At 51.1% G+C, this 17827-nt stretch carries 13 protein-coding genes and 5 tRNA genes; 3 read left to right on the top strand and 15 right to left on the bottom strand.

The genetic code is table 11. From position 1 onward, the window contains the following. Window positions 1-213: 213 nt before the first annotated feature. Window positions 214-798, bottom strand: coding sequence for a superoxide dismutase [Fe] (sodB, locus tag K5621_RS09345; RefSeq protein ID WP_221051016.1), 585 nt, complete (start codon window positions 796-798; stop codon window positions 214-216). 220 nt (window positions 799-1018) lie between these two features. Between sodB and K5621_RS09350 the strand changes: the two genes are divergently transcribed. Beyond that, on the top strand, window positions 1019-1354 hold the full coding sequence (locus K5621_RS09350; RefSeq protein ID WP_165565203.1) for a Grx4 family monothiol glutaredoxin: 336 nt from the start codon (window positions 1019-1021) through the stop codon (window positions 1352-1354). A gap of 685 nt (window positions 1355-2039) precedes the next feature. Beyond that, entirely contained in the window at window positions 2040-4592 is a 2553-nt protein-coding gene (locus tag K5621_RS09355; protein ID WP_221051017.1) for a TonB-dependent receptor plug domain-containing protein, read from the top strand. A 52-nt stretch (window positions 4593-4644) separates the two neighbouring features. Here K5621_RS09355 and gloA read toward each other — a convergent pair whose 3' ends face one another. From gloA to K5621_RS09425, 14 genes are all read right to left on the bottom strand, one after another. Continuing rightward, entirely contained in the window at window positions 4645-5055 is a 411-nt protein-coding gene (gene gloA / locus K5621_RS09360; RefSeq protein ID WP_100142658.1) for a lactoylglutathione lyase, read from the bottom strand. A gap of 412 nt (window positions 5056-5467) precedes the next feature. After that, a complete protein-coding gene (gene nth, locus K5621_RS09365; RefSeq protein ID WP_100142657.1) occupies window positions 5468-6109 on the bottom strand; it encodes an endonuclease III in 642 nt (213 codons plus the stop codon). Window positions 6110-6118: 9 nt separating this feature from the next. Further along, window positions 6119-6814, bottom strand: coding sequence for an electron transport complex subunit E (locus K5621_RS09370; protein ID WP_221051018.1), 696 nt, complete (start codon window positions 6812-6814; stop codon window positions 6119-6121). Continuing rightward, complete coding sequence (gene rsxG / locus K5621_RS09375; RefSeq protein WP_188726009.1) at window positions 6811-7446, bottom strand: electron transport complex subunit RsxG; 636 nt, start codon at window positions 7444-7446, stop codon at window positions 6811-6813. Before rsxG ends, K5621_RS09370 begins: the two co-directional genes overlap by 4 nt. 18 nt (window positions 7447-7464) lie before the next feature. Further along, window positions 7465-8517 (bottom strand): electron transport complex subunit RsxD, encoded by a 1053-nt coding sequence (gene rsxD, locus K5621_RS09380; RefSeq protein WP_039033978.1) that lies wholly within the window; start codon window positions 8515-8517, stop codon window positions 7465-7467. A 1-nt stretch (window position 8518) separates the two neighbouring features. After that, on the bottom strand, window positions 8519-11047 hold the full coding sequence (rsxC, locus tag K5621_RS09385; protein ID WP_221051019.1) for an electron transport complex subunit RsxC: 2529 nt from the start codon (window positions 11045-11047) through the stop codon (window positions 8519-8521). After that, window positions 11041-11610, bottom strand: a complete 570-nt coding sequence (rsxB, locus tag K5621_RS09390) for an electron transport complex subunit RsxB (protein ID WP_025010231.1) — start codon at window positions 11608-11610, stop codon at window positions 11041-11043. Before rsxB ends, rsxC begins: the two co-directional genes overlap by 7 nt. Window positions 11611-11614: 4 nt before the next feature. Continuing rightward, on the bottom strand, window positions 11615-12193 hold the full coding sequence (gene rsxA / locus K5621_RS09395; protein ID WP_100142653.1) for an electron transport complex subunit RsxA: 579 nt from the start codon (window positions 12191-12193) through the stop codon (window positions 11615-11617). Between the two features lie 115 nt (window positions 12194-12308). Continuing rightward, window positions 12309-14213 (bottom strand): EAL domain-containing protein, encoded by a 1905-nt coding sequence (locus tag K5621_RS09400; RefSeq protein WP_221051020.1) that lies wholly within the window; start codon window positions 14211-14213, stop codon window positions 12309-12311. Between the two features lie 89 nt (window positions 14214-14302). Continuing rightward, a tRNA-Asn gene (locus tag K5621_RS09405) sits at window positions 14303-14378 on the bottom strand. Between the two features lie 30 nt (window positions 14379-14408). After that, window positions 14409-14484 (bottom strand) — tRNA-Asn (locus K5621_RS09410). Between the two features lie 28 nt (window positions 14485-14512). Beyond that, window positions 14513-14588: transfer RNA gene (locus tag K5621_RS09415), tRNA-Asn, on the bottom strand. Between the two features lie 22 nt (window positions 14589-14610). Next, window positions 14611-14686, bottom strand: a tRNA-Asn gene (locus K5621_RS09420). 48 nt (window positions 14687-14734) lie between these two features. Then, window positions 14735-14810: transfer RNA gene (locus K5621_RS09425), tRNA-Asn, on the bottom strand. Between the two features lie 896 nt (window positions 14811-15706). On the opposite strand from K5621_RS09425, the gene uvrB reads away from it, so the two are divergent. Next, window positions 15707-17719 (top strand): excinuclease ABC subunit UvrB, encoded by a 2013-nt coding sequence (uvrB, locus tag K5621_RS09430; protein ID WP_221051021.1) that lies wholly within the window; start codon window positions 15707-15709, stop codon window positions 17717-17719. The last annotated feature ends 108 nt before the right edge of the window (window positions 17720-17827 follow it).

Here is a 17827-nt window from a genome sequence, read left to right on the forward strand (position 1 = left end):
TCACCTACCACTAATCTTAGTCACAAATTTTTGCTTCATGTCAAAAAATGCAAATAAAAACAAAGGCAAATCATTGCAAAAGCAACAATTGCATTTGTGAGGGATGGAAGAAAAGAATGATTGCCGAACGGGAGTACACGGGCTGAGCAAGCGTTGATAAGGCATAAAAAAGGAGCCATATGGCTCCTTTGGGGTCATCGTCTTTAAGAACGATTAACCGGCGAAGTTCTGGTTTACAAAATCCCAGTTAAGCAACTGCCAGAAGTGCGCCATGTAGTCAGGGCGTACGTTACGGTAGTCGATGTAGTAAGCGTGCTCCCAAACATCAACGGTCAGCAGAGGGGTCACTGAAGCATCTGTCAGTGGCGTGGCTGCATTGCTGGTGTTAACGATAGCCACAGTGCCATCAGCCTTTTTGACCAGCCAGGTCCAGCCACTACCGAAGTTGTTGACTGCAGACTCAGTGAACTTAGTCTTGAAGGCTTCAAAAGAACCGAAAGCGGCATCGATAGCTTTGGCTACAGCGCCTGTGGCTTCGCCACCACCGTTGGGGGTAAGACAGTTCCAGTAAAAAGTGTGGTTCCAAACTTGAGCCGCGTTGTTGAAAATACCACCGGTGGAGGATTTTACAATCTCTTCCAAAGATTTGTCTGCGAATTCAGTGCCTTCGATCAGACCGTTCAGCTTAACCACATAAGTATTGTGGTGCTTACCGTAGTGGTATTCGATGGTTTCCTGAGAAATGTGGGGTTCCAGTGCGTTCTTGGCGTATGGTAATGCTGGTAATTCGAAAGCCATTAGTATCTCTCCATGGACTTGGTTTATCATTTTCAGACTTGCTCACTGCCATCTATTGTACCGATAAAATTTGTGAAGTGAATCATTGTTTGAATGATTGAGCAGATTGACATCATTGAAAAATCAAATGACTAATACCCTTACAAATAGTGGGATTTTGTTCTGTGCTGCTCTCGCGTACAATGGCGTATCAATAATAGTGTCGTACTCAGGAACGTAAATGGAAACTGTTGAAAAAATTAAGCAGCAAATTGCTGAAAACCCCATCATCCTTTACATGAAAGGTTCGCCCAAATTGCCCAGCTGTGGTTTTTCCTCTCAGGTGGCTCAGATCATGATCAATATAGGTGAGCAGTTCGCATTTGTTGATATTCTGCAGCACCCGGATATCCGCGCAGAATTGCCTAAGTATGCCAATTGGCCGACTTTCCCTCAGTTGTGGGTCGAAGGTGAGCTGATCGGCGGTTGTGATATCCTGACCGAAATGTACCAAAAAGGTGAGTTACAAACCTTGATCAAGGACACTGCTGCCAAGTACAAGCAGGATGAAGCCTGAGATTAGTCTCAGTATTTTAAGTGTTGTAAATGAAAAGGCCGGATATATTCCGGCCTTTTTTGGTTTGTCTGCAATGCCAATTTGGTTGGCGTCATTATCTTCACATTCTCTCTGTTTTAACTGTAACAAGTCGAGATGATTGGCTGTGTATGGCCAGTGACTTTTTATTGTCTATAGTATCGCGCTCTTTGTGTTACTCCTCCCTCAAATAAAACAAAGTCGAAACAAATGTATTGAATGTATCGTTTTATTACTTAATCAATATGACTAATCAGGCTTATTGGTGATGTAATTAACGTTACAAAAAGCGATTAAAGGCAGAAAAATGAGTGGAGAAACCCCACAAATTTATTGTGAAGCATTGTGGTTTAAGTGCGGCAACTGTGAGGTGTGTCACATTTATTGGGTTGTGTATTGTTAAATTTAGGATGCAAAATTAACAGTAAATTAAATTAATTTTTTAACAACTCCCCCTGGTTTGGCTGCATATTTATTCCTGCTGAATGCAAATGGTTTTATTTGCCATAAATGAAAACAAAAAATACACATAAAATAAACACCATGTTGTTTGTCAGATTAAAATCCTGTTATTGACGATATTGAAACGAGGCGACAGTATCTTGGTAACGCTGCGTTAATAAGCGTGGTCAAAATAAAAACAAACCATGAAGTAAGGGAGTTTAAAATGACAAGAACTAATAAGCTGACTGGGGCAGTCAGACTGGCTCTGTTTGCCGCAGTCTCTACGGGAGCGGCATCTGTGTCCCAGATGGCTTACGCCGCAGAAGAGGGTGCCAAGGTAGAACGTATCGAAGTTACAGGCTCACGTATCCAACGTCAGGATATGGAAACCGCCTCTCCAGTGACAGTGATCAGCGCCGATGCCATTCGTGCGGAAGGTTTCACTTCTGTCGATCAGTTGCTGCAGGCTCAAACCTCTATGGCCGGGGCGGCAGTAGGTTCAACCACCAATAACGGTGCGGATGGTGTGGCTCAGGTCGATCTGCGTGGTATGGGCGCAGAGCGTACTCTGGTATTGCTCAATGGCCGCCGTATGGTTAACTCAGGCTCGGGCGCAGACAGTGCAGTGGACTTGAACTCAATCCCTGTGGCTATGATTGCCCGGGTAGAGATCCTTAAGGATGGTGCCTCGGCGGTATACGGTTCTGATGCCATTGCCGGTGTGGTCAATATCATCACCAAGAAAGATTTTGAAGGTTTTCAACTGGATTTCAATGGCAGCGGAACCGATAAGGGTGACGGCGAAACAGGTGAATTGAGCCTGTTGTACGGTTTCAACACAGATAATGGCGGCAATTACACCTTCGGCGCCGCTTACTCCGACCGTCGTGGTGTTATTCAAGGGGAGCGCGATTGGACCGAGCCAGGCTCAAGCTCCTTTATCCCTAACGGTTCACTGGACGGTATGGTCAAAGACGCCAGTGGTAACTGGGTTAAGCGTACTACTGGTTATGACTACACTCAGGATAGCTGGTTCCAGACGCCAAGCGAGCGCTATAGCCTATTTGCCAACATGATCCAGGAGTTGGGTAATGAGCTGGTACTGACAGGTGACATACTGTATACCAAGCGTAAGTCCGATCAGCAGATGGCGGCTCAACCAGCTAATATCATGCTGGGTGTTTGTGGTCAAACAGATATCAATCCCGCCAAGTGCATCACATTGGATCAATCTATGCTGGATGCCGGTATCAAGGCCGATAAGACCGGCCGTGTTAACTACCGTCGCCGTACCAATGACGTAGGGCCTCGTATCTATAATCAAGACGTCGATACGCTGCGCGCCTCGATTGCCCTGCAGGGCACGCTGGATGTTCATACCGGCATGACTTGGGATCTGTCTTACACCTATGGCAAGAACAAGGCCGATACCTGGGTTGAGAATTCCATCAATGCCAAAAAGATGGAAGATTCCCTCTACAACAATCAAGGCGTCTGGTTTAATGGTGCCCCCCTGACTCAGGAGATCATCAACGACATCGGTTTTACCGAGCGTAACGATGGTGGTAATGAACAGCATCTGGTTGCCGGCGTGTTGAGCGGTGAGCTGTTTGATCTCGATGCGGGGCCGGTCAGCTTTGCTATCGGTGCCGAATACCGTTACGACAGCGGTTACTTTAATCCGGATCCTGTGATTGTCGCCGGTGAGGGTACAGCGGCCCAGCAAGACCCAACTGATGGTAACTACGACGTTATCTCTATCTATCAAGAGGTTAGCGTACCTTTTAGCGAAAAGCTGACAGGTGAATTTGCGCTACGTTTCGATGATTACTCCACTTTCGGTAAGGCATCGACCTGGAAGATAGGCCTGACCTATGAAGCGACCGATGACTTAATGCTGCGTGCCGTTGCGGCTACCGGTTTCCGGGCACCAAACGTCAGCGAGCTCTACGGTGGTAACACAGGGTCTTATGACTACCTGGATGATCCATGGGGTAATGAGCAAGATCCTCAAATTCTGGTTAACTACATCTCGGATGAAAACCTGAAGGCAGAAGAGTCCGAGTCATATACCGCCGGTCTGGTTTACTCACCAAACTTTATCGACGGTATGTCTCTGACCCTGGACTACTGGCGTTTCCGGGTAACCAATGCTATTACCCGTCTGGATGCCCAGAAAGGCTTGAATGACTGTCATGCCAGAAACCAAGTTGCCTGTGACACTTTCAAGATCACTCAGGATGGCGATCTGTCCAAATTTATTAACCCTCTAACCAACGTGGGGAGCCAAAATACCAGTGGTATCGATTTCAACCTGGCTTACAGCTTTGAAGGTCTGGGGCTGGATTGGAAAATCAACAACGACCTGACCTATCTGCTGGAGTTTGAACAGGATGGCGTTGCTTATGACGGTACCATAGACGGTAACTTTGGCGGTTATGCAGAAGTTCGTAATAACTTTAGTATTCAAGCCAGTCGTGGAGATTGGAGCCTGATGTACTACAACCGTTATATAGGCGAGATGGATGATATCTACACTGATTACGATCAGAATGATAAACCGTTTACGGCGGTTGCCAAGGCTGATGCGGTCATGTATCACAACATTGTCGGTACTTATCACTTCACTGATGGTTTGACAGCCTCGCTGGGTGTTAAGAACTTAACTGATGAAGAACCTTCATTTGTATCCAACGGTAGTGATGCCGGGACGGTACCTGAAGTCTATGACACTATCGGTCGTCAAATCTATGGTGGTGTGACTTATAAGTTCTAAGTCATCTTTGAATAAAAAAAGCGCCTTCGGCGCTTTTTTTATGTTTGATTGTTTAACCTAGGCCTTTTTCAGCCGAGCTCATCTGAATGAGCTCAATCTTGTAACCGTCAGGATCTTCCACAAAGGCGATTTCGGTGCTGCCGCCGGCAACCGGGCCAGGGGCACGGATAACCTTGCCACCGGCGGCGCTGATGGCTTCACAGCGGGCATAGATATCTTCTTCACCTATGGCGATATGACCAAAGGCGTTACCCATATCATATTGCTCTGTGCCCCAGTTGTAGGTCAATTCGATAACGGCCTGACCACTTGACTCTTCGCCATAACCAACGAAGGCGAGGGTATATTTGTATTCAGGGTTTTCAGACTGACGTAGCAGTTTCATCCCCATGATTTCTGTATAGAAGTGGATGCTGCGCTCAAGGTTACCGACCCTGAGCATAGTGTGCAGAACTTGTGACATTGCAACCTCTTTTGGTTCTAAAACTGAGACCGACTTTAGTGGCGGTCGCAAGGATAATCAAGTGAAATCAAGGTAGCTGAGAATGACTCCCAAATGGAGTCGCTTTACTTCGGCTCAACTTGATAGCCAGTTCACAAATCCATGAAATAAGTATGGTATTTGTGCCTGCTTCATCAATAATGGAGCTAACCCTATCTTAGCTGGACGCAGGAGACAAGCATGACTACAGAACTAAAAATGGCAATCGGCTCTACTTTGGTAATCGCGATCGTTTTCGCCGCTATGATTGTACAGATGTTTTGATTGATAGCGCTAAAGAACTCACAACAATGCCGCCCCTGGGCGGCATTGTTGTTTCTGTAAGCTAACATTTCGTGCGCCGTGTAGATTTGCAGAGTGTCAGAAGTTGTCGTTAATCTTCTGGGTAGACCTTGTCTTTAAATTCACACAGATCTTCAATCAGGCAACTGCCACAACGGGGCTTTCTGGCGATGCAGGTATAGCGCCCGTGAAGAATAAGCCAGTGGTGGACGTCAACTTTGAACTCGGTCGGCACCACTTTGAGCAGTTTATCTTCTACTTCCTGAACATTTTTCCCCGGCGCAAAGCGGGTGCGGTTGCTGACCCGGAAAATATGAGTGTCGACGGCTATGGTTGGCCAACCAAAAGCGGTGTTGAGCACCACATTGGCGGTCTTACGGCCGACCCCGGGCAGTGACTCCAGCGCCTCGCGGTTTTCAGGGACTTCGCCGTTGTACTGCTCGACAAGGATCTTGGACAGTGCCACCACATTGATGGCCTTATTGTTATAGAGCCCTATGGTCTTGATATACTCCTTCAGCCCTTCAACCCCGAGGTCTGCGATAGCCTGCGGGGTATTGGCCACCGGAAACAGCTTGTCAGTGGCCTTGTTGACACTGACATCGGTTGCCTGCGCCGAAAGCGTTACCGCGACCAGTAATTCAAAAGGGCTGGAATAATTCAGCTCTGTCTGGGGATGAGGATTGTTGTCCCGCAGGCGTTCGAGTATCGCCCGTCTCTTGTCTTTGTTCACTCAATGACCTCAGTTGACTTTGGTGATCCTGGCGCGCTCCACTAGCGCAGTTTGCTCTCTGGGTTGGCGCTCAGCGAGTTTCTTGTCGATGGCGTTTTTCAGGGCAATCAGCAGTCCCATACCCAAAAAGGCACCGGGCGGCAACAGTGCCAGCAGAAAGGGGGTATCGACTTGCCAAACTTCAATACGCAGACTCTCAGCCCATGGTCCAAGAAGCAGATCGGCGCCGTCAAATAGGGTGCCTTGCCCTAGTATTTCTCTGCCGCCACCGAGCACCATCAATACCAAGGTAAAGCCAATACCCATCATCAAGCCGTCAAAGGCGGCATCCATAGGTGAATTACGCGAGGCAAAGGCTTCGGCGCGGCCTATGATGACGCAGTTTGTTACGATCAGCGGCAGGAAAATACCGAGAGACAGGTAGAGGCCGTAGGCGTAAGCGTTAACCAGCAACTGCACTGCGGTTACCAGTGCGGCAATGATCATTACAAACACGGGGATGCGGATCTCTTTGGGTACAAAGTTGCGCACCAGGGATACTGTGGTGTTAGAACCAATTAACACTACTGCGGTAGCGAGTCCAAGCCCCAGGGCGTTAGTAAAGGTAGAGGTTACCGCCAACAGGGGACATAGCCCCAACATCTGCACCAGTCCGGGGTTGTTTTTCCACAAGCCTTGCCAGGCGATATCACGATATAAACTCATTGGCTTGCCTCACATGTCTGTGATTGCGAAAAGAGGGTCTGCTTATTGGCTTCAAAGAAGGCCAGGGTGTTTCTTATCGACTTGACGTAGGCTCTGGGGGTAATGGTCGCCCCGGTAAACTGATCGATTTCACCACCGTCTTTTTTCACATACCAGGCTTTGTCATCACTGCCTTGAAGCTTTCTGCCGATAAAGCTGTCCACCCAATCAGATTTCTTGCGCTCAATCTTGTCACCCAGCCCAGGGGTTTCCTGATGCGACAGAGTGCGAACCCCAAGCACAGTGCCGTCAGTCTTGATACCTATGATCAAGCGTATTTCACCATTGTAGCCATCTGGGGCTATGGTTTCGATGGCAATGGCGACTGGCTGGGCATCTTGGGTAGCGATATAGGCCGGCATGGGCTGAGTCGTGCCCAGGGCGTCTCTGTCCTGCAATAGAATGCAGCTTTCCTCGAGCGGATTGTCGTGCAGTTCATTGGGGATGATCTGCTCCAGGGTGCGTTTGAGCTCCAACTTTTGCTGAGCCATAATCGCATCCCGGGTGCTGTCATTGACAACCGCCACCACTGCGGTGCATATCAGGGCAAACAGGCCCAAAAGCAGGCCATTTTTCAACATGGATTTTTGCACTGTCTATCTCTCTTGCTATCAATGTCCGGCGCGATGGCCATAGGCTCGGGGTTTGACATAGTAGTCGATCAAAGGGGCGCATAGGTTGGCCAGCAACACCGCAAAAGCAAAGGCGTCAGGGTACCCGCCAAAGCTTCGGATAAGGTAAACCACCAGGCCGATAAGGGCGCCGAAGATCAATCTGCCTCGGTTACTGGCGGGCGCGGTTACAGGATCTGTGGCAATAAAGAAAGCCGCCAGCATGGTAGCGCCACTGAACAGATGAATAAGAGGGCTGACATGGGTATCTGGCCCAAGCGCATAGGCAAAGCCGCTGCAGATAAACAGTGACGCCAGCACGCCAACACTGATATGCCAGCGGATAAGCTTCATCTTCAATAGCGCCAGGCCGCCGCACAGGTAGGCCAGGTTGACCCAAAACCAGCCACTGTTGATAGTGCCGGCAAAAATTGGTTTTTGCAGGCTCTCGGTGGTGGTCATTCCCATAGAGAGATCCGTCTTCAGCGTATCGAGCGGTGTCGCCATGGTGACGCCATCGATACCGAGCTGGAAGTACTCGGCAACGCTGCCTTGGCTGGCGCCGAAAATTACCTGCAAGCTGGTGAGAAAATCCGGAGAATGTTGGGCAACCGTCGCCGGTGCAACCCAACTGGTCATCTGTACCGGGAAGGCCACCAACAGCAACACATAGGCTGCCATGGCCGGGTTGAACAGGTTATTTCCCAAACCGCCATACAACTGTTTGACCATGATGATGGCAAAACTTGTGCCTATCACCACCATCCACCAAGGGGCGAGCGGCGGTATGGCGATACCGATAAGAACCGCTGTCAGAGCCGCGCTGTTATCCGACAGCGTCGAAAGTACCTTGCGCTTACGCAACTTGAGGATGGCGGCCTCTGAAATCAAAGCGACCATCACGGCCAGCAGTACCTGAATAAGGCTGCCCCAACCAAAAAATACACACTGGACTACCAGGCCGGGCAGGGCGCAGAGCAGCACCCTTTGCATCACAGTGCTGGTTTGCAGCGGTCGGCTGACATGGGGGGAGGAGGCTATTTTAAACGCCATATCAATCTTTCTCCTGTGCGCTGAGCGCCTTCTCTTTGGCCTTTTGTTTGGCTTTGGCTACTGCCCTGGCAATACGCGCCTGTTTACTGTCATCAGACGGGGTACTATCAGCGGACGTGGGCTCGGTAGCGGTTGTCGACTCGCTTGGTGGCCGACTTTCAGCCGAAACAGGCGTATTTGCTGCGCCGTTGTCCTGTGATTGTTCACTTGCCGCCGCGGCCTTCTTGGCCTTGGCTTTGGCAACCGCTGCCGCGATACGAGCCTGTTTACTGTCATCGCCTTCGGCTTGTTTTGTCGCTTGGCTTGCGACTTGGTTTACTTCGGCGCCTTGCGCTGAACCCACGCCATTATTATCGGTCGCAGTTGCCCCAACTGGTTCAGCTGCGGCGGCCTTCTTGGCCTTGGCTCTAGCAACCGCTGCCGCGATACGGGCCTGTTTACTGTCGTCGCTTGCGACTTGTTTTGCTGCTTGGCTTGAGCTTGGGTTTACTTCGGCACCTTGCGCTTGTTCCCCGTCATTATCATCGGCCGCAATTGATTTAGCTGACTCAGACGCCGCCGCGGCCTTCTTGGCCTTGGCTCTGGCAACTGCTGCCGCGATACGGGCCTGTTTGCTGTCATCGCTTACGCTTTGGCTTGCTTCGTCGGCTGTCGCTTGAGTGCTGCTGGCCTGTGCATCATGAGTTTCGCCAGTGTCAGTTTCAGTCTTCCCTGAGGCTGCAGCGGCCCTTTTTGCCTTGGCACGGGCGATAGCCGCTGCTACTTGAGCTTTCTTGTCCGAGCCAGGTGTTGTGCCTTCAGCTGCATTATCTGTCGTCGCATCAGCAACTTCATTGGCAGCAGTGCCTTGTGCTGCGGCCTTTTTGGCCTTGGCTCTGGCAATCGCTGCGGCGACATCGCTCTTTCTCTTATCCGCCTTTGGCTGGATAACTGCCGGGTCGGCGGTTTCGGCCGTTTTTTCTGCCGGTTTAGCAGCGGTCGCCACAGAAGCTTCGGCGGCTTTTTTCGCCTTGATCCTGGCCATGGCTTCGGCAACGGCATCTTTCTCACCACTGCCCATGGCGGCGCGGCGCTTATCGGCTGCTGCCTTGGCTTTGGCTTCCCGCGCCTGTTTCTCGGCCTCCAGCCGCTTGAGCCTAGCATCGAATCTCTGCTTGGCCTGCTCGGCCAGCTGTTTTTCCTCGTGACTGCGTTTGATGGCCGCCTTGGCAATGCGGTAATACTCCACCAGCGGAATATCCGACGGGCAAACATAGCTGCAGCAGCCACACTCGATGCAGTCTCTGAGGTTGTAGGAGCTGGCCTTGTCGTATTCTTCGGCTTTACTGTGCCAATAGAGTTGCTGGGGCAATAGCGACGCCGGGCACACCTGAGCGCATTCACCGCAGCGAATGCAGGCCTTTTCCTCGGCCGGAGGGCTGATCTCGCTGGCCAACGGCACCAAGACACAGTTACTGCCCTTGAGCAGCGGCACCTTGATAAGGGGCAGGGTGTAACCCATCATGGGGCCGCCTATGATGACGGTATCCTGACCGCTGGCGGTGAAGCCACTTTGCTCGAGTATATGGGCTATGGGCGTGCCAAGTGGTACCCAGTAATTGCCGGGTCTTGGGATATTGCCGCCGGTTACTGTGACAACCCGCTCTATGAGAGGCTTACCCAGGCAAACGGCTTCACGAATGGCGAAGGCGGTGCCTACGTTGTGCACTACTATCCCAAGTTGCGCCGGAATGGCGCCGGAAGGCACTTCCTGCCCGGTAATGATCTGGATCAGTTGCTTTTCGCCGCCGGAAGGGTATTTGGTCGGGATCACTGTGATCCTGATACTTCCCTTGGGCAGGTGGCAGCTATCGAGTGCCTGCTGCATCGCCTGTATGGCTTCGGGCTTGTTATCCTCGATGGCGATAATTACCCGTTTGGGATTTAGCAGCCCGTGAACAATTTCAATGCCGCTCAGAATTTCGCTGGCGTGTTCGCGCATCAATCTGTCATCGGCGCTGATATAAGGCTCACATTCCACGCCGTTGATCAACAGCAGTTCAATCTCACTGGCGGGGTTGAGTTTAATGTGAGCCGGAAACATGGCGCCGCCCAATCCGGCTATCCCGGCCTGGCGAATGCGGCTGAGGATCTGCTCGCGGCTCAGTGCTGAGACCTCTTGCTGATCAAAATCTATGGCTTGATCCTGGCCGTCGGCTTCCAGCACACAGGTCAAAACCGGCAGGGCCGAAGGGTGGTTACTCGGTCTTTGCTCTATGGCGCGAATGATGCCTGAGGTGGGGGCATGCACCGCCAGATACATGGCGCTCAGCCCGCGGGTCAGCGCTTGGCCCTTGAGCACTCTGTCGCCGACTTTGACTTCGAGCACGGCGCTGTCACCAACCTGGGGCACAGGCAATAAGAATTCGCTGGCAAGCGGTAGACGCCCAATAGGACTGCCATTTGACAGGTCTTTCATCTGCGGCGGATGAATTCCACCGGTCAGGCGCCACTGAGTTCCTTTATCCAACTGTTCGAGTAATGTCAGCACGGCTTGTCCTCTTCCACCAACTTCACTGGAATTGCGTTAAGCTGCCAGTCCCAGGTTTTCAGATCCTGTTTCACCGGGATCATATCGATACAATCCACAGGGCAGGGTTCAACACAGAGATCGCAGCCGGTGCAGTTGCTGGTCAGGACTGTGTGCATCAGCTTGCCCGTTCCTATAATGGCGTCTACCGGACAGGCCTGAATACACTTGGTACAGCCGATACACTCCTCCTCGCGAATGTAGGCGACCTTTTTGACCTGGGTTTCAACACTGGCATCAAGAGGCTCGGGATCGACCCCCATAAGATCGGCCAGTTTCTCCATAGTGGCGGTACCGCCCGGTGGGCAGCGATTGATCTTCTCGCCGTTGGCTATGGCCTCGGCATAGGGGCGGCAACCAGGGTAGCCGCATTGACCACACTGGGTTTGTGGCAACAGGGCTTCGACCTGATCCACTATTGGATTGCCCTGAACTTTAAACTTCTCGGCGGCGAAGCCGAGTAAAACGCCGAATACCAGCGCCAGCAGAGACAATAAAATGACTGCAATTAGCATGGAAGACATAACTCTATTTGACTAAACCGGTAAAGCCCATGAAGGCCAGCGACATCAGGCCTGCGGTGATCATGGCGATGGCACTGCCTTTGAAAGGCGCGGGAACATCGGCCGCCGCCAGACGTTCACGCATCGCCGAAAACAGGATAAGCACCAATGAAAAGCCGGCGGCAGCGCCAAAACCGTAGATGGCACTCTGCATAAAATCATGGTTTTCATTGATATTCAGCAGGGCAACCCCCAACACGGCACAGTTGGTGGTGATAAGCGGCAGGTAGATACCCAGCGCCCTATGCAGAGTCGCACTGGTTTTCTGCACCACCATTTCGGTGAACTGTACCACCACTGCGATAACCAGAATAAAGCTCATGGTGCGCAGGTAGCCGAGATCGAAGGGCAGCAGTAGATACCGGTTAACCAGGTAGCTGAGGATGGCTGCCAGGGTCATAACAAAGGTGGTCGCCATGGACATGCCTATGGCAGATTCCAGCTTGCTGGATACTCCCATAAAAGGGCACAGACCAAGGAATTTCACTAATACAAAATTGTTGACCAGCACAGTGCCAATCAACAACAGGAGATACTCACTCATCTCATTACAGGTGTTGTGATTTCTTAGCGGTTATTATCAGTGTTTCAGTGGTCATAAACAACATATAGAAAGCAGGGTTTACCTTCTTTGCACCTAGATTGAGACCTAAAATTCATTAATTTCTGTTCATTTCGGCCGGATCCAGCTGTTGTGGCCTGGCGATGTAGAAGCCTTGCATGCCGTCGATCAGCAGTTTCTCAACGGCCATTTTCTCCTCCTGGCGCTCAATGCCGCAGGCAATGACCCTGACACCACTGCGACGAGCGACATCGACCAGCATGCGGACAAAGAACTGATTATTGGTATCTTCATCGATGGCCTGGGTATAGCTGGGATCCAGTTTGATATAGTCGGGGCGTACCTCACGGAAAAACTTAAACGAGGTAAAGCCCATGCCGAAGCGTTCCACCGATACCCGGCAGCCGACGCTGTGCATGGCGCGAACAAACTTGTGACTGGCGGCCAGGTTACTCTGCATACCTGCCTCGTTGATCTCAAATACCAGTCTTGAGGCTAATCTCGGATGTTTGGAGAGCAGATCTTTGGCCCAGGCAATAAAGCTTTCTTTGGAGGCTGAACCTGAGCTCAAATTGACGCCGATATTACCGCTGAGGTTTGGCAGGTTTTGCAAGAGCTTCAAGGCACTGAGTAGCACTAGCTTATCCAGCTCTTGGCTCATGCCGTGACGTTCGGCCATGGCGATCACCGTGGCTGTCGGTAGAAACTTGCCTTCACTGTTGTAAAAGCGTGCCAACAGCTCCCGGTAGCCATCTACCTCGCTGCGACAGGGCTGAATGGTTTGCTGGTAAAACTTGAGTGCCCGGCGCTTCAGCAAGTCTTCAATGGCCAGTTTCCAGCGGTTATCCCCGAGTTTTTCATCCAGCATATTCTTATCCTGAAACTGCACTGCATTAGGGCCCAAGGTTTGGGCCACATTGGCGGCGGTATCGGCCATGGCGAGAATACCCATGGGATCTTTGTCGCTGGTGTAGGTGACTATGCCTGTATGGGCGATGGAGTCGGTTTGCAGCTCTGCTTGATATTCTTCCAACTCACGCTTGAGCTGGGTGGCAAAGGTTTGCGCGTCTTTCAGCACTATTGAAGGGACAAAGATGGCGAAATCAGTGCTGGCAATACGAAAGCTTTCGCTGTTTTTGTAACCCTGGAGTGCCCGGCGAATACAAACCGCCACACGGGCAAGATAGTCATCGCCGCCCTGACGGCCGTGCAGTTGATTGATATGACCAAGCTCAGTGGCTTTTACCAGAGCCAGCACTCCAATTTGCGATTTGCCGGAGAGCGATAACTGTTGCAGTTTTTCGGTGAAGTGCTGGCGGGTGCCAAAGCCGGTTATCGGATCCTCGTAGGCGAGCTTCTTCAGAGCCAGGTTTTCTGACTCAAGTTTCTCAAGCCGCTGTTTGAACAGCTGTCGACTCTGCTCCAATGCTTGCCCCAAGGGCTTGAGCTCACCCCGAAAGCGGCTCTGTGCCAGCGCATTGAACTCACCTTGGGACATCTTTGTCAGATAGTCGGCCGCATATTGGAGGACGCGCTTGTGACGGCCCATCATCAAGGCAAAGATTAACGCCAGCGCCAGATAAAGAGGCAGCAAGCGTAATCCGGCGAGCCAGAGAGTATGGATCCCTTGATATCTAAGCGGGCTGAGGTCGGGCTGAAGTAACACCCGTCCGGAAGCGAAGCGGTATTGGGACTCGAGTTGTAACGGCAACAGATAATATTGCCAGTTCATCTCCGGCAGGAAATGTCCTCGAGTGAGATTATTCTGGCCGTCGGCGTCATCGGTATATTGGAAAAACTGCAGTGGCACTCTGTCTTGCAGCTGTTGATAGAGTAGGGCGGCTTCTTCTGTAGCTTGAGCCTGCATTACTGCTTGTTGCAATTGCTGCAATAGCAGATCGCCTTCTTGCTGCAGTATTTGTCGCTCCTGCTGTAGCAGGACTATGCCGGTAGCCAGAAAGCCCAATAGTAGTAACAGCTGAAAAAAGCGCGAAATGCCCATATTTTTCTGAGTTCAGACCAATCCCGAAACGAGTGTCGAAATTGTATACGTATTTGTTATAAATACAAAACACAGAAATAGAAGTGAAGTGGCTCCCCTGACTGGACTCGAACCAGTGACATACGGATTAACAGTCCGCCGTTCTACCAACTGAACTACAGGGGAATAGAATATTTTGTTGAGCTGAAATCGAAGTGGCTCCCCTGACTGGACTCGAACCAGTGACATACGGATTAACAGTCCGCCGTTCTACCGACTGAACTACAGGGGAACAGATTTCGCTTAGGTTTAATTTGAAGTGGCTCCCCTGACTGGACTTGAACCAGTGACATACGGATTAACAGTCCGCCGTTCTACCGACTGAACTACAGGGGAACAGATTTCAAGCTAACTAAATTGGCTCCCCTGACTGGACTCGAACCAGTGACATACGGATTAACAGTCCGCCGTTCTACCGACTGAACTACAGGGGAATAACTTAGCTAGGATTAACCTATTGTTTTCATAAGACTTGCTTGAATTGGCTCCCCTGACTGGACTTGAACCAGTGACATACGGATTAACAGTCCGCCGTTCTACCGACTGAACTACAGGGGAATCGCAATTTCTCGCTTGTCTCGCTGAGAACGGAGCGCATAGTAAATCGCTCTGTGGGAGGAGTCAACTCGCATCCCCAAAAAAAGTGTCATTAAGCTGTTAACTGCTTATCTAATGTTCATACTGATGGATAAAACTGCTTTATGAATATTTTTTGCTTAAAAAATAACGGTTAAACACGAATGTGTCGGAGGTTTTATGGAAAACTCGCGTTAATTGACAGCAAGACTATGGGTTCATCTATTGAATGAGCCGAAAATGGTGTAACGAGCCATCTAGAATGAGTATGCAAGGGTATCCTGAGTCAGTATCACATTAGCTAACCTGCCGAGTCATGATCAAAAACGGAGCAACAGAAGCTCAGAGTGTTCATTTGGGTGCAGCTTGAGCTTCTCAATAAGTGCCGCACTTTCATATGTTCTTTTATTACAAAACACCTGTGCTCTAAGCGACATGAAGCCAGATGCCTCAAGCCCCCATGGCTACAGGGTTACACTGACTTATCCACTAAATCTGTGGATAAACCTGTGAGCTTCCCGACTTTTTGGGCTGCAAACCCTTGTGGCATCAGCATTGAACTTAAAATGGTCAGTTTGAATGGTTAAAAAATAAGTCAAGTAAAAACAATTAGATGTGAAAGTCAAGCCGCTTCGGTTTGCTTGTTGATTTTTGTAACAAAGCTGTAAGGAAGTATCTGCCAATCCTTGTGCATTAAATCCACCTCAGTGACTCATTTTGATTGAATTGGCACCTTTGGCCGCCACATCTGCCGTTTCGTTGCTGAGTTTCAGCACAAGCTGCTGCTGACACCAGGCTGGCAGGAGTCTCGCGGCTTTTGGCTTGGCGTTATTCGGCTCAATGAGTAGAATGAAAGGCTTAATCGAAGGAGCATTAAAGTGTCAGCTACGCCGTTTCGTTTGGAGTCTCAGTATTCCCCTGCCGGAGATCAGCCCACCGCCATTGCCAAACTGATTGATGGCCTGGAGTCCGGGCTCGCTAATCAGACCTTGTTGGGGGTTACCGGCTCAGGAAAAACGTTCACTATTGCCAATGTGATTGCCAATCAGGGGCGGCCAACCATCATTATGGCGCCCAATAAGACGTTGGCGGCGCAACTCTACGGCGAGATGAAAGAGTTTTTCCCCCATAATGCGGTGGAATACTTTGTTTCCTACTATGACTACTACCAACCGGAAGCCTATGTGCCTTCGACCAACACCTTTATTGAGAAGGACGCTTCGGTCAACGCTCATATTGAGCAGATGCGACTCTCTGCCACCAAAGCTTTGCTGGAGCGGCGTGATGTGGTGTTGGTGGCCTCGGTCTCAGCTATCTATGGTCTTGGCGATCCCGACTCTTACATGAAGATGCTGTTGCATCTGCGCCAGGGCGACATCATTGGCCAGCGGGATATACTGCAGCGGCTCAGCGAGTTGCAATACAGCCGCAACGATATTGAACTGCAGCGCGGTACCTTCAGGGTGCGCGGCGAGGTGATAGATATCTTCCCGGCCGAATCGGACCGGGACGCCATTCGGGTCGAGTTGTTTGATGATGAGATAGAGCAGCTGTCGCTGTTCGACCCTTTGACCGGCCAGGTACGTAAACGCATTGCTCGCGCCACGGTTTACCCCAAGACTCACTACGTGACCCCGAGAGAAAAAATATTGGCGGCCACAGAGCAGATAAAGGCTGAGCTCAGAGAACGGCGCCAGCAGTTGCTGGATGCCAATAAGCTGATTGAGGCACAAAGGATCAGCGAGCGGGTGCAGTACGATGTGGAGATGATGACAGAGCTGGGTTATTGCTCCGGTATCGAAAACTACTCCCGTTATCTCTCCGGGCGCGCACCGGGAGAAGGGCCGCCGACTTTGCTGGATTATCTGCCGCCGGATGGTCTGCTGATCATCGACGAGTCCCATGTGACTGTGCCGCAGATAGGTGCCATGTACAAGGGTGACCGTTCGAGGAAAACCACCCTGGTGGAGTACGGTTTCCGCCTGCCATCGGCACTGGATAACAGACCGCTCAAGTTTGAAGAGTTCGAGTCCTTGATGCCGCAGACGATTTATGTGTCGGCCACACCGGGCAGTTATGAACTCGAACGCAGCGGCGGCGATGTGGCCGAACAAGTGGTCAGGCCTACAGGTTTGTTGGATCCCGAGCTGGAAGTGCGGCCGGTGGCGATTCAGGTGGATGATCTGCTCTCCGAGGCCAATAAGCGCATTGCCGTCAATGAACGTGTGCTGGTGACCACGCTGACCAAGCGGATGGCGGAAGATCTTACCGAATATCTGGATGAACACGGCGTGAAGGTGCGTTACTTGCACTCGGATGTGGATACCGTGGAGCGGGTGGAGATCATTCGCGATTTACGTAAGGGGGTCTTCGACGTGTTGGTCGGCATCAACTTGCTCAGGGAAGGGCTGGATATGCCGGAAGTGTCTCTGGTGTGTATTCTCGATGCCGATAAAGAGGGTTTCCTGCGCTCCGAGCGCTCACTTATCCAGACCATAGGCCGCGCCGCCCGTAACATTAATGGCAAGGTGATCCTCTACGCCGATAAGGTGACCCCTTCGATGGCCAAGGCCATGGATGAAACCAATCGTCGCCGCGAGAAACAGCACGCCTTCAACCTGGCCAATGGCATAGTGCCCAAAGGCTTGGTGAAGAAGATCACAGATGTTATGGATGTGGGAGATTCCCCTTCATCGGCAGCACCGCAGCCGGGTGCCCGCAAGGTGGCAGAGCGCAAGTCGGCTTATCAGGTGGACGCTGCCAATCTGGCCCATGAAATCGACAGGCTGGAAAAACAGATGCACAAGCATGCCAGGGATCTGGAGTTTGAGCAGGCCGCTGCGCTGCGTGATGAAGTGGCAAGGCTCAGAGAGGATCTTATCAAGGCCTAAAGCACACATGGGGCTTGTTCGCACCTTCCCTAAAATTGACCCATTGATAAAGAACCCGGCAAAAGCCGGGTTCTTTATGCTGTTCATCTGTCAACGACTTTAAAGAGC

Source organism: Shewanella carassii, from assembly GCF_019670705.1.
Taxonomy (GTDB): domain Bacteria; phylum Pseudomonadota; class Gammaproteobacteria; order Enterobacterales; family Shewanellaceae; genus Shewanella; species Shewanella carassii.

What these genes read in the sequence shown, in the direction of transcription:
- sodB (WP_221051016.1), bottom strand. Translation starts at nt 798, where the DNA reads ATGGCTTTCGAATTACCAGCATTACCATACGCCAAGAACGCACTGGAA.
- K5621_RS09350 (WP_165565203.1), top strand. Translation starts at nt 1,019, where the DNA reads ATGGAAACTGTTGAAAAAATTAAGCAGCAAATTGCTGAAAACCCCATC.
- K5621_RS09355 (WP_221051017.1), top strand. Translation starts at nt 2,040, where the DNA reads ATGACAAGAACTAATAAGCTGACTGGGGCAGTCAGACTGGCTCTGTTT.
- gloA (WP_100142658.1), bottom strand. Translation starts at nt 5,055, where the DNA reads ATGTCACAAGTTCTGCACACTATGCTCAGGGTCGGTAACCTTGAGCGC.
- K5621_RS09370 (WP_221051018.1), bottom strand. Translation starts at nt 6,814, where the DNA reads ATGAGTTTATATCGTGATATCGCCTGGCAAGGCTTGTGGAAAAACAAC.
- rsxD (WP_039033978.1), bottom strand. Translation starts at nt 8,517, where the DNA reads ATGGCGTTTAAAATAGCCTCCTCCCCCCATGTCAGCCGACCGCTGCAA.
- rsxB (WP_025010231.1), bottom strand. Translation starts at nt 11,610, where the DNA reads ATGTCTTCCATGCTAATTGCAGTCATTTTATTGTCTCTGCTGGCGCTG.
- rsxA (WP_100142653.1), bottom strand. Translation starts at nt 12,193, where the DNA reads ATGAGTGAGTATCTCCTGTTGTTGATTGGCACTGTGCTGGTCAACAAT.
- K5621_RS09400 (WP_221051020.1), bottom strand. Translation starts at nt 14,213, where the DNA reads ATGGGCATTTCGCGCTTTTTTCAGCTGTTACTACTATTGGGCTTTCTG.